The organism is Nocardia sp. JMUB6875 (assembly GCF_041154655.1).
In the GTDB taxonomy this organism is placed as follows: domain Bacteria; phylum Actinomycetota; class Actinomycetes; order Mycobacteriales; family Mycobacteriaceae; genus Nocardia.
Genome location: NZ_BAAFGR010000189.1, coordinates 1 through 13,180 on the forward strand (window position 1 = coordinate 1; position 13,180 = coordinate 13,180).

Here is a 13,180-nt window from a genome sequence, read left to right on the forward strand (position 1 = left end):
GCGCGGGGGCGGGTGCGGTGCGCGGGGTGGCGCCGCTGCTCAGGCCGAGGCTCGAGGAGCAGGAGGGCCAGGCGCCCCAGCCCTGGGTGGCGAGCACCTTCTCGGCGACCGCGATCTGCTGCTCGCGGGTGGCCTGGTTGGCGGTGGGGGCGTATTCGCCGCCGCCGTGGGCGGTCCAGGTGGAGGGGGAGAACTGCAGTCCGCCCTGGAAACCGTTGCCGGTGTTGATGGCCCAGTTGCCGCCGGCTTCGCACTGCGCGAGGCGATCCCAGTCGGAGTCGGGTGCCGCGCTGGCGTTACCTGCCATGGCCACTCCCGCGCCGCCGAGGGCGATGCCGGTCAGGGCAACCTTGGCGACGGTGCGGCCGGTGTTGGTCGGCTTGCGATGGCGTCCACTCATTTTCGGGTCTTTCCTCTCGTACGCGCCTGCGAGGCCGACTACCGGGGTCGAACTGAGAGGTCGTCCGGCCCGGCGCACATATCGTGCGCTGTTCCTCGTCTTCGCCCCTGATTCCAGTTGGGGGTCCGTACCCGCGGGGCGAAGTTCGGTGCGGCGGGCCGGTGGCGCCGGGCTGACCCGGCTGGTGGAGAACATTACGACGACCGCCGCCAAAAGTCTCCTTTTGGTAACCGCCGTGTCTGTCCGGGTCACTAACCGGCGCAAAGGGTTCCGCTTGGCTTCTGCGCAGGTGGTCACGGCGAGTCCCCGTCGATAGGGGTCTGTCACCGCTCCGTGACCTTCTTGTTATGTGACGAAGATCACAGGCATGCTCGGGTAACGAAGTGGGCAATCCTCGTGTCGCGCCGTCAGCGCTTGCGGCGACCCGACCACAGCGCGTAGACGAGCGCGAGCAGGAAGCCCAGCGGCGCGCACATGGCCAGTAGGTAGAGCCACAGTCCCGGCTTCGAGTCGGACAGCAGGCCGATGCCGAAGATTGCGAAAACGGCCAGCAATCCAATCGCGAACAGGCCCATGGCGATCAGCAGCAGCGGGCTCGACGAACCGCGAGGCGCCTGCTTGGAAGAGGTGTCGGACACCTCCAGACCGTAAAACTGATGTGCTCGCGCTATTCACACCGGGGTAGACTCTGTGTCAATCGCGTCCTGCATAGCTGTGTGGGGCGCGTTCTTTTCGCAAACGGAAAGGTCGGGGGTGCGTGCGCCCGCGGCCACGAATGTGCCCGGCGCTGGCCCGGGCTCGAATGACGAACGGGTGAGCGCAGTGCCGACCGGCAAGGTGAAGTGGTACGACGTCGAAAAGGGCTTCGGCTTCCTTTCCCAGGATGAGGGTGAGGACGTCTACGTTCGATCGTCGGCGCTGCCCGATGGAGTCGAGGCGCTCAAGCCCGGCCAGCGTGTCGAATTCGGGATGGCCGCGGGTCGCCGTGGGCCGCAGGCGCTTTCGCTGAAGCTGCTGGAGACCCCGCCCTCGCTGCGCGAGGAGCGCGGCGGCCGGGGCGAGCGCGGGGACCGCCGCGGCGGCCGCAATGACGGACCCATCACCCGCAAGACTCCCGACGAGCTGCACGGCCTCATCGAGGACATGATCACGTTGCTGGAGACCAAGGTTCAGCCGGATCTGCGCCGCGGCAAGTACCCGGACCGCAAGACCTCCCAGCGCATCGCCGAAGTGGTGCGCGGCGTCGCCCGCGAGCTGGACCACTAGGTCGAAGCGGCTGGGCCGCAGGGCCTTACGGACACGAACAACGCGGCCCCGGTGACATGGTCACCGGGGCCGCGTTTTCGGCTTCGGAGGCGAGCTCAGCTGAAGAGCGCGGGATCGAACGCCGGGGTCTGGATCGACCAGATGCCGCGGGAGACGATGCCCTCGTTGCCGGCCTCGTCGCGGGCCGGAATCGGCAGGTGCAGTTCCATGATCGCCAGGTGGACCCGATCGCTGGCCGGGGTCTTGATGGTGATGGCCAGCGGCTTGTCGGGGTAGTCGCGCGAGGTCAGCAGCACCGGCTGGGCCTGATCGCCGTGCGGGCCGGAGACGCGGTAGCCGACCAGGATCTCCCACGGCGCGTCGGCGATCTCCTTGGGCAGCGACAGCTGCAGCGGCGAGCCCGGCGGCACGTCCAGCTCCGACACCGACTTGCTGGCATCGCACGTGCCGACGGCCAGCTGTTCTTTCGACACCTTCAGGTCGCAGTACAGGAAGGGGTTCACCGACACCGACTTCCCGTGCGCGTACGCGGTGATCTCGGGATCCGGCTTGTCGGCGTTCCGTACGGCGATCGTGACCACGGCGGCCACCGCCGCGACGAAAACCAGCAGTGCCGCGCCTACCAGGGCGAGGATCGTGCGGGTCTTGGGTTGGCTCACCGGGATGTCCTGTCCGTCATGAGGTGGGTTCCCCCGCGCCGTGCGCACCGGGGACTTCCTGCTTGGCGTGCTGAGGTCGGTTACCGCCCAAACCGGGCAGTAGCGAGTGTCCACGGTAGCTGACCACGGTTTGGATCAAGCCCAGCGCCATCACCGAGGCGATCACGGTAAAGCCGATCCACCACTCGGTCGGCAGCAGCACGCCCAGCGCGCCGCCGAACACCCACGCCAGCTGCAGCACGGTCTCGGAGCGGCCGAAACCGGAGGCGATGGACTCGATGGGCAGGTCGTCCTGGATGGAGGCATCGAGGGAGACCTTGGCCAGGGCGCTCGCGCCGGCGGCGATCAGCGTCGCGACCGCCGCGCCCAGCAGATTGCCCATGACCGCCGCCACCGCCGCGACGGCCACACACGCGATGGCGCAACTCAGCACGATCAATTGCGGGCGGCCGAGTTTCATGCGCGCGCCCGAGGCGTTGCCCGCGAAATTGCCGATGGCCGCGGCCGCGCCGACCACGCCCAGCATGGCCAGCTGCTGCACCGGCCGATGCTCGGTGGCCTTGGCGACGAAGGCGGGATAGAAGAACAGGAAGCCGGTGAGCAGGCGCACCGTGCTGTTGCCCCACAACCCGGTCACCACCGAACGGCCCAGGGGCTGACGGCGTTTGCTCGGCTGCACCTCGTCGGCCTGGCTCGGATCCAGCACCTCGGTGCGGGAGTCGTCGCCGTGATAGCCGAGGGTGGCCGGGACCTCGCCCTCGGTGACCTCCACCCAGGACGGGATGCGCAGGCTCAGGAACGCGCCCGCGGCCGCCAGCGCCGCCGCGAACAGCAGCGCGCCGGTGGAGCCGCTGAGCTTGGCGATCAGCGCGGCCACGCCGCCCGCGCCCAGCGTGCCGCCGACCAGGCCGAACACGGTGAGCCGGGAGTTGGTGCGCACCAGGTCGATTCCCGGTGGCAGCACGCGCGGGGTGACCGCCGATTTCAATACCGAGAACGACTTGCTGAGGATCAGCATGCACAGCGCCAGGGGATACAGCGCCCAGTTGTCGATATTGAAGATGAGCAGCATGGCGATGAACACGCGCAGCGCGAACGAGCCCGCCAGGGCCACTCGCCGGCCGCGTTGTAGTCGGTCCAGCATGGGGCCGATGACCGGGGCGATCACCGCGAAGGGCGCGATGGTGATCAAGAGGTACAGCGCCACTTTGGTTTTGGATTCCGCGGTCGCGCTGGCGAAGAACAGGGTGTTGGCCAGGGCCACCGCGATCGCCGCGTCGGTGGCGAAGTTGGCCATGGTGGCGTAGATGAGCGCGGTGAGACCCGACTCCTCCGCGCCGTCGGCCTTGGCCGCGCGCTGGAAGGTCGCGAATCCGCTCTGCGTCAGTTCGATGCTGCGGCGCGCCGCGACCCGGGTGACGGTCAGCTTGCGCGGCGGCTTGTGCACGCCGCCGCTGTCGTGTGAATCCGGCTGCTGCGCAGCGGGTTGCGGCACCGTCGGCTCGGGGCGCGTCGGCTCGTGGGGATGCCGCGCGCTGTCCGGCCGGGTCGCGTACCCCTCGTCCCGGCGTGCGGGCGGCCCGGATTCGGTGCCGTGCCGATGCGAGCGATCGGCCTTCGGGTCGTGCGGGCGGCCCGATCCCGGTTCATACGAGCCCGATTCGTAGGGCCGGGTCCGCTCCGTGTCCCGGCCGCGGGGCTCGTGGCGGTGCGGGTGCTTCGCGCTCGCGGTGTGACCGGCCTCCGGGTCGAAGCGCACCGGTCGCGCGGTGCCGAAGTCGTGCGGCTCCCAGGTCTCCCGCGCGGTGCGCTCGGGCGGCCCGGTCTCGTAGGGCCGCGTCGGCGGATTGTCCTTGGCCGTGTCGGGCGTGTCGGCCTTGTGGCGGCGGCGCGCCCAGCGTGAGGTGCGGGCCTCGGGTTCGTGCGGAGGCTCACCGCCGGAGCCGCCCCGGGGTTCACCGCCGGCGCCGCGCGGGGGTTCGCGGCGCGCTCCCGGTCCGTTGTCGGCGGGTTGCGCGGGCGTGCGACGGGTGAGGAATTCGGGCAGTTCGGGCTCGTCGCGTGGGGGGACGGGTCGGCGGCCCGCGCGGTTGGCGGGCGGATAGCGGTCGTACCCCGGATGCCTTTCGATCATGGGTGAGTCCTCGTCGCCCCAGCGACCTGGATCGGCACCGGGGTCACGGGGAGGAGTCACGCACCCAATTCTTGCAGTGCCGGGGATCGGCGGCTGCACTACGGCCGGTGTGGGCCGCCACAACTTCGGGCGCGGACCCGCCGAGGGCGGTGCTCACGCGGGCCGGAAGCGAACCTCGTAGGACGTCGGCCACTTTTTTCCGGTCAGCAGGAAATGGTCGGTGCCGGGGAGGTTCGCGATGCCGTTGAGGACATCGGTATCGGGGGTGCGGGCACCGCGGGGCAGCAGGCCAGAGGCGTCGATGCGGGCCAGCACCTCGCCGGTGTCGGGGTTGATGCGCAGGATGGTGTCGGTGGGCCAGGCGTTGGCGTAGACGGATCCGTCCGGGGCGCAGTCGAGTTCGTTGAGTTTCGTGTCCTTCTTACTGGTGAGCGCGACGGTGCCGGTGATCGCGAAGGTCTGCGGATCCCGGAAGGTGAGGGTCGAGCTCCCATTGCTCATGACCACGCGATTGTCGCGGGTGCACAGGCCCCAGCCCTCGCCGTCGTAGTGGGCCCGCCGGATCTCGGCGAGGGTGGCAGGGTCCCGGGCGATGGCGATGCCGTCCTTGTAGGTCAGCTGCCAGAGCAGCTCGCCCGCGCGCGTGATGCCCTCGCCGAACAATGGCTCGGGCAGGTCGGCGCGGGCCAGTTCGGCTCCGGTGGTGAGGTCGGTGGCCTTTACATAGGAGTGTCCGGACAATCCGGTGCCCTCGTAGAGAACGGACCCGTCCGCCTCCAGGCCCTCGGTGAACGCGCCCGGGTCGTGCGGCCGTGTCGCCACGACTTCCACGCGCAGCTTCGGCGTGTTGTCGCCGCTGGTGCAGGCGGTCGCGGTCACGGAAAGGGCCAGGGCCGTGGACAGCATGATCGTGGCGGCCGCTACCGGTGCACGGCGTTTGCGCTCCATACGGCAAAATGTAGGGCGTGAGCGCGGTTGGAGTTTCGGAGTCCGGTGTGCGGCCGATCCTGGCGGAGGCGGTGGAGCTGGCCCGCCGTGCGCTCTTGGATCTCGAGCCGGTCGGGGTGGGCGCGCATCTGGGCGTGACCGGCGAGGACGAATCCTCGGCCACCCATCACTTCGAGGCGACCCTGCCCGGCTACGGCGGCTGGCAGTGGGCGGTCGTGGTGGCGGCCCCGCCGGAGGCCACGGTGGCCACGGTGAGCGAGTCGGCACTGCTGCCCGGTCCGGACGCGCTGGTTGCGCCCGACTTCATTCCGTGGGATCAGCGCATTCGCCCGGGCGATCTCGCCCCCGGCGATCTGCTGGCCCCGCCGGTCGGCGACACGCGGCTGGTGCCCGGGTATGTCGCCTCCGGCGATCCGGCGGTCGACGAGGTCGCCCTGGAGATCGGTCTCGGCCGCACCCAGGTGCTTTCGCGCGAGGGTCGCGAGGACGCGGCCGATCGCTGGTTCACCGAATACGGTCCGGACACGGATATGGCCCGCGCGGCACCGTCGACCTGCGGGCTGTGCGGCTTCTACGTTCCGCTCGCGGGTGCGCTGCGGTCCGCCTTCGGCGTCTGCGCCAATGCGATGGGCGCGGACGGGCATGTCGTGCACGTGGCCTACGGCTGTGGCGCGCATTCGGATGTGGTGCTGCCCTCCGGCAATGGGTCGCCGCTCTACGAGGCTTACGACGATGCCGCCGTGGAATTGATCCCGGTCGCCGAGCTGCGGCCGGAAGCGGTTGCCGCCGAGCCGGAATCGCCGGTGGTCGAGGCGGAAGCGCCTGTCGAGGAGCCCGTCGAGGAGACGGCCGAGTCGGGCGAGGCGCCTGTCGAATCGGCCGAGGCGCCGGCCGAGTCCGAGGAGACGGCCCCGGCGGCCGCGCCCGAGCCCGTCGCGGAGGAGGGCACGGCCGCGCTGTTCGAGGTGCCCGATCCGGATGCGGTGTACGACGACGCCTGGGCGGTCAGCGCCGTTCGGGTGGAATCCGATGCCGTTCGCGTGGAGCCCGATTCGGGGGCCGCGGAGTCGCGCTGATCAGCCGCGGCGAATAATTCCGCCACGCCGGTTCGGGTGGTGTGGCAGACCTGTTTCCCGGCAGAGTTCGGCGTGCCATGAAACCGTTGTGCGGGAAGGGGTATGTGGGCGTGATCGCTACCGATTTGGGGGATCCGTTCGGGACCGAGCAGCTGCGGGCCGGTGTGGTGGCCGCGTGGCGCGGATCGCCCACCCGCCTGCGCGAGGACGCCGCCACCGAGGCGGACCTGGTGCGGTCCGGATACCGGGATCGGCTGCTGACCGAACTGGCGCAGAACGCGGCGGACGCGGCCGTGAAGGCGGGCGTGCCGGGCCGGGTCGCGGTGTGGCTGGACGGCCGCACCCTGCACGTGGCCAATAGCGGCGCGGCACTGGATGTTTCGGGCGTGCACGCGCTGACCGCGCTGCGGGCCTCCGGTAAGACCGAGGGCGCGGCCGTCGGCAAGTTCGGCGTGGGTTTCACCGCCGTGCTGACGGTGTCGGACGAGGTGGAGCTGCGCTCGACCAGCGGGTCGGTGCGGTTCTCGCGCGCCGAGACCTGGGCGCTGCTGGGTGCGCAGGGCATCGAGATCCCGGAGACGCCGGGCGGTTTCGTGCCGCCCGCGCTGCGCCTGGCCTGGTCCACCGAGGAGCGGCCCGCGAGCGGCTTCGACAGCGAGATCGTGCTGCGGCTGCGCGAGGACGTGGACACCGTCGCCCTGCTCGCGGAGATGCGGGCCGAGGCGGTCGATCTGCTGCTGGAACTGCCCGCGCTGCGCAGCATTCGGATCGGCGGCGACGAGATCGTCAGCGCCGAGCGCGAACTCGACTACGGCCTGACCGAACTGCGTATCACGGGCCCGAATTCCGAGGAGCGGGTGTGGTGGCAGTACCGCACCGGGCCCGCGCGCTGGCTGCTGCCGGTGCGCGACGGCCGCCCGGTCGCCGCCCACCCGGACGTGCTGCGCGCGCCCACCCGCTCCGATGAGGAGCTGTCGATTCCGGCGCTGCTCATCGCCGACATCCCGATGCAGCCGGACCGCCGCCGCCTGCTGCCCGGCGCGCACCTCACCGAGCTGGCCCGCGGCTACGCCGATTTCGCGCGCGCCCTGCCGCCCCGCGACCGCCTGGTCGTGGTGCCGACCCCCGGTTTCGCCCGCAGCGAGGTCGACGGTCTGCTCCGCGAGGCGCTGATCGCCGAGCTCCGCGAGCACGAATGGCTCCCGGTGCTCGAGCCGAACCCGGACGTCGTGCTCGAATCCGCGCCCGCCCCGGTGGATTTCGACGCCGAATTCGGTGTCGTGATCCCGGACTCCGGCGAGGCGGCCGCCGCCGAGCCGAGCGTGCCGGATCCGGCGACGCCGCCCGCGCCTGCGCGAAGCGCGACCCCCAAGGCGCGCACCACGCGACCGGCCGAGCCGGAGACGCTGCCGCTGTGGGAGTTGCCGGTCGAGGACGAATTGCCTTTCGACGTGGTCGAACCCCACGACGCCATCGGCCCGCACGATGTGGTCGCGACCTTCGACGGTGCCGAGATCGACGGTGTCGGTGAATCATCCACAGCCGAGCTGGGGATGGATGTGGATGAATCACGCGAGGGCGTTGCGGCGCAAACGGATCCGCGTGGCCCGGTCGCGGCGCCGCGGCGAGCGAGCGTATTCACCGGCGCGACGGCCGAATTGGCCGGTCTGCTCGCGGATATGGCTGGGCCGCTGGTGATTCCGGAACTGTCGCAACGGATGTACGCCGACGCGCTGGCGGCGCTGGACGTGCACCGGATCGGCCTGGCGCGGATCGCGGAACTGTCGGGCGGGCTGGAACGTGAACCGCAGTGGTGGTATTCGCTCTACGACGCACTGGATTCCTTCGCGGTGGATCCCCTTTCCGTGGAGGAGCTGGGCGCGCTGGCGGTCCCGCTGACCGACGGCCGGCTGGTGACCGGCCCGCGCACGGTGGTGCTGGACGACCGGCTGGAGTCGGCGATCCCGGTGCACTGGGCGCGGCTGGTGCATCCGGAGGCGGCGCACGAGCTGCTGGGCCGACTGGGCGCGCGGCCCGCCACGCCGGAGGATCTGCTGAACGATCCGGGCCTGCAGGCGATTCTGGAGGACGATCCCAGCGATCCGGACACCGTGGACGCGGTGCTGAGTCTCGCGGCGCACTCGCTCGCCGCGCCCGGCACGCTGCCGTCCTGGCTGGGTCTGCTCGAATTGCCCGATGTCGAGGGTGAATCCACACCGGCCGACGAGCTGCTGCTGCCCGACGCCCCGCTGAGCCGGGTGCTGGTGGAGGATTCGCCCTTTACGACGGTCGCCGCGGATGTCCTGGATCGCCACGGCCCGGAAGCGTTGCGCGCCATCGGTGTCGGCTGGGGCTTCACGCTGGTGGCCGAGTCGGATCCGACCGGCCCGGACCATCACCTCGACGATGAGGAAACCTGGTGGGAGGGCCTCGCCGACGATCCGGCCGAGCTGATCGCGGTGCGCGACCTGGATCTGGTGGACGACGCCGAATGGCCGGAAGCACTGCGGCTGTTGCTGTCCGACCCCGCCACCCGCCCCCTGCTCGCCGACCGTGACGGCTACACCGCCTGGTGGCTGCGCCACCACGCCCACATCGACGGTATCGCGCTGGGCGTCATGCGCCACCCCGACGACACCCTGTTCGCCGGGCTGCTGCCGCAGCTGCCCGGCTTCGATGCCGACGATCTCCGCGTGCTGCGCGGCGTGCTCGCCGATCCCGAGGTGCTGACCACGGCCCTGGCCGAGGAACTGCTCGACGCCCTCGCCGATCCGGCCAGAAGGCCCGGCCCCGAGTCGATTTCGCAGACCTATCAGCTGCTGGCCGAAGGGCTGGAATCCGGCCGCCTGGACACCGAGGAGCTGGTGCTCCCGGGGCAGGTGCGGGCCCTCTCGGGCGAGGTGATCGACGCCGCCGACGCCCTGGTGCTGGACCGCTCCTGGTTCGGCCCGGCGCTGCCGGTGGATCGCCTGGTGGTCGGCGACATGGCCACCGCGAAATCCCTTGCCACCCTGCTGGATCTGCCACTGGCCTCGGAGGCCGTCACCGCCGAGGTGGTGAGCACCGGCCGGGAAACCTCCTGGGCGGCGGAACCGCTCGGCGTGCTGCTGCGCATGCAGTTCGATTTCGCCACGCCCCCGGGCGAACTCGTGGTCCACGACGAACTGCGGGTGCGCCTCTCGGGCGCGTACGAGGCCACCGTGGCGGTCGCCTGGTGGCACGAGGAGGGCGTGACCCACGTGCAGGCGCAGCCCCAGAACTTCTCACGCCGTTGAGAATCGGCCCGGCCGGAGCCGAAAAGGTTCCGGCCGGGCCCGAAATCAGGTCCGGCGCGGACACCCGAGGTGTCCGCGCCGGATGCGGTTGGGGGCCCGGGTCAGGCCGAGTGGGCTGCCACGGTGGTGGCGAGGATGTCCAATTGCTCACGGACGGCGGCACTGTCGTTGTCGACCAGCCAGCGCAGCACGATGCCGTCGATGGTGTTGAGGATGAACCTCGACAGGGTGCCGACGGGAACGGTCCACTGCGTGCCGGTGGCCTCGCGCGCGTGCTCGCAGACATCGGCGACGGTGGAGTCGTTGAAGGTGTACTGCTCGCGCGCGATGGCGAGTTTGGCCGGGGTCGATTCACCTTCGCGTAGTGCGTAGGTGGTCGTTTCGTAGGTGAGCAGCTGGCGTTCCGGAGTGGCTTCGATGTTGAGCCACATGAGTTCCAGACCCGCGCGCACCAATTGTTGAAGCGCTGCTTTTCCGGTTCCGACGTCCTGCCATACGGTTTCGTTGGCGTCGACGGAATCACGCAATTCCATCGAGAGCGCCTTGACCAGCTCGGTCATGAGCTGATCTTTGTTTTCGAAACAGTAATGCACCACACCGAGGGAAACACCGGCTGCCTGGGCAACATCGCGCGTGGTAACTCCTGCCACGCCCTTTTTTTCGGCAAGGCCGATGGCTGCCTCGATAAGGTGGGCCCGTCGTTCTTCGACGCTCAATCGGGAGGACACTCCAGGGAGTTAAGCGTCCGCGACGCGCGCAGTCAATTCGCACGCTCCACAAGTTCGTTTTTCAACCGTGGTCTGGACCAACGGTCTGTGGGGCATTCCAGACATTCGTTACGTCGAGGCCGAGTTTGTAAAGCTTTCTGTCCAAGCCGAGTTCTCTCAGTCCAGACCGAGCTGCGCGCCTTTGTCTCCGCGGCGCGCGCCCCGGCGCTGAATCGCGAAGATGGTGTAGCCGAGCAGCCCGACCGCGAGGCCCATCAGACATACCGGGCGCGCGGTCGCCCAGGCGTCATTGGCCCAGACCGCGACGGTCGCGATCAGGAAACCGAGGGTGCCCACGGCCAGTACGGGCCGCGGATCGGTGAAGCGCGGGGGAATCTCCGGTACCGGCGGTGTCGTCACGTCAACCAGACTAGTGGGCCGCACGCGAACAGCCGACTCGCGCGCGGACGGTCCCGTATCGTTTGCCTCTGTGACAACGCCTTCCGACATTCGAGCGCTCGCCGGTGACCTCTCGCTGGCCGTGGTGCGCTTGACTCGGCATCTGCGAGGCCGGCGGGCCGATGCCCAGATTTCGCTGACCCAGCTGTCCGCGCTCGCGACGCTGAATCGGGAAGGCGCCATGACCCCGGGCGCGCTGGCCGCCAAGGAGCGGGTGCAGCCGCCGTCCATGACGCGGGTCATCGCCTCGCTGTCGGAATTGGATCTGGTGGAACGCAATCCGCACCCGACCGACGGGCGGCAGATCATCGTGTCGCTGTCCGATGCCGGGCGGGCGCTCATCCTCGACGAGAACCAGGCCCGCGAGGCCTGGATGACCGATCAGCTCGCGGGCCTGACGCCGGAACAGGTGAAGGTCCTCGCCGAGGCCGTCACCATCATGAAGCAGATCGTGGACGAGTCCGAATAGTCCTCAGTATCCGAAACGTCGGTCACTGCTGACGATCTCGCGCCCCAGCGGGAACAGGGACACCGGGATCAGCTTGAGATTGGCCCAGGCGAACGGGATTCCGATGATGGTGATCGCGAGCGCGATGCTCGTCATCAGGTGACCCAGGGCCAGCCACCACCCGGCGACGATGATCCAGATGATGTTGCCCAGCATCGACCCGACACCCGCGCTCGGCTTCTCGACGGCCTCGCGCCCGAACGGCCACAGCACGAAGTTCGCGATCCGGAAGGACGCGATGCCCCACGGAATCGTGACGATCAGGATGCAGCAGATCAGTCCGGCGATGACGTACCCGATGGCCATCCAGAATCCGACCAGCACGAGCCACAGGACGTTGAGTATCAACTGGATGGGTTTCACGTCAACCAGCATGCCAGTCTCCTGGACCGCCGACCACCAGGGAAAACCCTGATTTCGTGGTCGGCCGTCAGGGGCACCGATCGATCTTCAGAAGAACCAGCCGAGCTCGGCGTCCCGATCCGAGGTGAAGGCCTCGTCGAAGGCGCGGAGTTCTGCTGTGTCCTTGGCTTGAATTCGATTGGCGGCGGCGAAGGTCCGGGCTCGGTAGGCGCCGAAGTAGAGGCTGGAGAGGACGTCGATGCCGAGTTCCAGGTCGGGGCTGCGGTCGGTGGGCTCGCATTCGGCGAGGCCGTCGCGAATGCGCAGGGCGAAGTTGCCGCCCGCGTCGCGGAAGGGATCGTCGACGGCCAGTACGAGATCCAGGTCGCGCTGGTAGGTGCGGGCGGTGAGCGCGGCGGGGACGTCCATGATCCGGGCCCACAGGGCGTCGTGGCGGGCGGTGACGTGGACCAGCCGCGGATCGGTCACCAGGTGGGGGAGCGGATCGTTGTCGCTGGTGCTGGCCACCACCTTCTTCACCAGATCCAGGTTGAGCAGGACGCGCCACAGCGCGATGTGGGCCTCCGGGGTGACGGCGCGCAGTTCGCGGACGGTGGCGGTGTTCCCCTCGTCGCTCCAGGCGCGGCGCAGGATGGCGTAGCCGTCGGGATGGGTCAGGAAGAACTGCGGCGCGCCGTCCTCGGTCTGTATCGAATCGGCGAAAACCCGCTGCTGCCAGCGGGCTTCGGGGCGGACCTGCGCACCGGGGACGAGTCGCCGCCAGCGGTCGTAGATCTCGGGCAGCACGGTCTTGGCCTCGTCCAGCGACACGACCTGAACACCGCCGGGATCCGGTGTGCTGGGCCGGAATTCGGCGGCACGGCCGCGCACGGTGAAGTCGACCTCGACCACGGTCGGGCCGTAGCCGAAGCGGCCGTAGATGGTGCCCTCGCTGGCGGTGAAGATGGTGAGCGGCACGCCCTCGGCCTCGGTGCGCCGATGCTGCTCGGTGTAGAGCGCGCGCAGGATGCCGCGCCGCCGATGGGTGGGCGCGACCACGACACTGGTGACGCCGCAGGCCCGCACGGTGCCGCCGCCCGGGACGGTCACGGTCATGGTGTGGTCGTTGGTGTGCCCGACAATGCGGTCGCCGTCCACGGCGACCAGGGCCCGCTCGGTCGGGAAGACCCGCGGCCCGTATTCGATATCGGCCGGGCCGACCCGCATTCCGAAGCAGATCTCCGACAGCCGCAGGATCTGATCCCGCTCCTCGGTTCGCGCCGAACGTACGACAATGCCATTCGTCGATGCCATGAATCGAACATCCCACGAATTCCGGTCCGTTGCATCCGGTTTTCTCCGGGTGTCACCTGCCGCCCCCGCCGCGGCAGGTGACACCCGGAGAT

At 69.6% G+C, this 13,180-nt stretch carries 13 protein-coding genes; 4 read left to right on the top strand and 9 right to left on the bottom strand.

Annotation, left to right across the window (positions count from 1 at the left end; translation table 11 throughout):
• Both ACAM49_RS33515 and ACAM49_RS33520 read right to left on the bottom strand, forming a co-directional pair.
• On the bottom strand, positions 1-400 hold a 400-nt coding region (locus ACAM49_RS33515; RefSeq protein ID WP_369639559.1), incomplete at its 3' end, for a transglycosylase family protein.
• A gap of 407 nt (positions 401-807) precedes the next feature.
• Positions 808-1,038, bottom strand: coding sequence for a hypothetical protein (locus tag ACAM49_RS33520; protein WP_369639570.1), 231 nt, complete (start codon positions 1,036-1,038; stop codon positions 808-810).
• 184 nt (positions 1,039-1,222) lie between these two features.
• Between ACAM49_RS33520 and ACAM49_RS33525 the strand changes: the two genes are divergently transcribed.
• The gene (locus ACAM49_RS33525) at positions 1,223-1,666 is read left to right on the top strand and encodes a cold-shock protein (protein WP_369639568.1); all 444 of its coding nucleotides are present in this window, start codon (positions 1,223-1,225) and stop codon (positions 1,664-1,666) included.
• 95 nt (positions 1,667-1,761) lie between these two features.
• Here the strand turns inward: ACAM49_RS33525 and ACAM49_RS33530 are convergent, their stop codons facing one another.
• From ACAM49_RS33530 to ACAM49_RS33540, 3 genes are all read right to left on the bottom strand, one after another.
• Positions 1,762-2,325 (bottom strand): DUF2771 family protein, encoded by a 564-nt coding sequence (locus tag ACAM49_RS33530; RefSeq protein ID WP_369639560.1) that lies wholly within the window; start codon positions 2,323-2,325, stop codon positions 1,762-1,764.
• A gap of 16 nt (positions 2,326-2,341) precedes the next feature.
• Positions 2,342-4,459, bottom strand: coding sequence for an MFS transporter (locus ACAM49_RS33535; protein WP_369639561.1), 2,118 nt, complete (start codon positions 4,457-4,459; stop codon positions 2,342-2,344).
• A gap of 153 nt (positions 4,460-4,612) precedes the next feature.
• On the bottom strand, positions 4,613-5,407 hold the full coding sequence (locus ACAM49_RS33540; RefSeq protein WP_369639562.1) for a glutaminyl-peptide cyclotransferase: 795 nt from the start codon (positions 5,405-5,407) through the stop codon (positions 4,613-4,615).
• Between the two features lie 17 nt (positions 5,408-5,424).
• Here ACAM49_RS33540 and ACAM49_RS33545 point away from each other — a divergent pair, with 17 nt between their 5' ends.
• On the top strand, positions 5,425-6,483 hold the full coding sequence (locus ACAM49_RS33545) for a DUF3027 domain-containing protein (RefSeq protein WP_369639563.1): 1,059 nt from the start codon (positions 5,425-5,427) through the stop codon (positions 6,481-6,483).
• 110 nt (positions 6,484-6,593) lie between these two features.
• Complete coding sequence (locus tag ACAM49_RS33550) at positions 6,594-9,758, top strand: sacsin N-terminal ATP-binding-like domain-containing protein (RefSeq protein ID WP_369639564.1); 3,165 nt, start codon at positions 6,594-6,596, stop codon at positions 9,756-9,758.
• A 101-nt stretch (positions 9,759-9,859) separates the two neighbouring features.
• On the opposite strand, the gene ACAM49_RS33555 is transcribed toward ACAM49_RS33550, so the two are convergent.
• Both ACAM49_RS33555 and ACAM49_RS33560 read right to left on the bottom strand, forming a co-directional pair.
• Positions 9,860-10,474, bottom strand: coding sequence for a TetR/AcrR family transcriptional regulator (locus tag ACAM49_RS33555; protein WP_245568456.1), 615 nt, complete (start codon positions 10,472-10,474; stop codon positions 9,860-9,862).
• Between the two features lie 168 nt (positions 10,475-10,642).
• Positions 10,643-10,894 carry a DUF2530 domain-containing protein gene (locus ACAM49_RS33560; RefSeq protein WP_369639569.1) on the bottom strand — a complete coding sequence of 84 codons (252 nt, stop codon included), beginning with the start codon at positions 10,892-10,894 and terminating at the stop codon, positions 10,643-10,645.
• Between the two features lie 61 nt (positions 10,895-10,955).
• Here ACAM49_RS33560 and ACAM49_RS33565 point away from each other — a divergent pair, with 61 nt between their 5' ends.
• Entirely contained in the window at positions 10,956-11,393 is a 438-nt protein-coding gene (locus ACAM49_RS33565; RefSeq protein WP_369639565.1) for a MarR family winged helix-turn-helix transcriptional regulator, read from the top strand.
• A gap of 3 nt (positions 11,394-11,396) precedes the next feature.
• Here ACAM49_RS33565 and ACAM49_RS33570 read toward each other — a convergent pair whose 3' ends face one another.
• The gene (locus ACAM49_RS33570) at positions 11,397-11,807 is read right to left on the bottom strand and encodes a YccF domain-containing protein (protein ID WP_369639566.1); all 411 of its coding nucleotides are present in this window, start codon (positions 11,805-11,807) and stop codon (positions 11,397-11,399) included.
• 75 nt (positions 11,808-11,882) lie between these two features.
• Positions 11,883-13,088: a GNAT family N-acetyltransferase gene (locus ACAM49_RS33575; RefSeq protein WP_369639567.1), complete on the bottom strand. Its 1,206-nt coding sequence runs from the start codon at positions 13,086-13,088 to the stop codon at positions 11,883-11,885.
• Between the last annotated feature and the right edge of the window lie 92 nt (positions 13,089-13,180).

What these genes read in the sequence shown, in the direction of transcription:
- ACAM49_RS33535 (WP_369639561.1), bottom strand. Translation starts at nt 4,459, where the DNA reads ATGATCGAAAGGCATCCGGGGTACGACCGCTATCCGCCCGCCAACCGC.
- ACAM49_RS33540 (WP_369639562.1), bottom strand. Translation starts at nt 5,407, where the DNA reads ATGGAGCGCAAACGCCGTGCACCGGTAGCGGCCGCCACGATCATGCTG.
- ACAM49_RS33570 (WP_369639566.1), bottom strand. Translation starts at nt 11,807, where the DNA reads ATGCTGGTTGACGTGAAACCCATCCAGTTGATACTCAACGTCCTGTGG.
- ACAM49_RS33575 (WP_369639567.1), bottom strand. Translation starts at nt 13,088, where the DNA reads ATGGCATCGACGAATGGCATTGTCGTACGTTCGGCGCGAACCGAGGAG.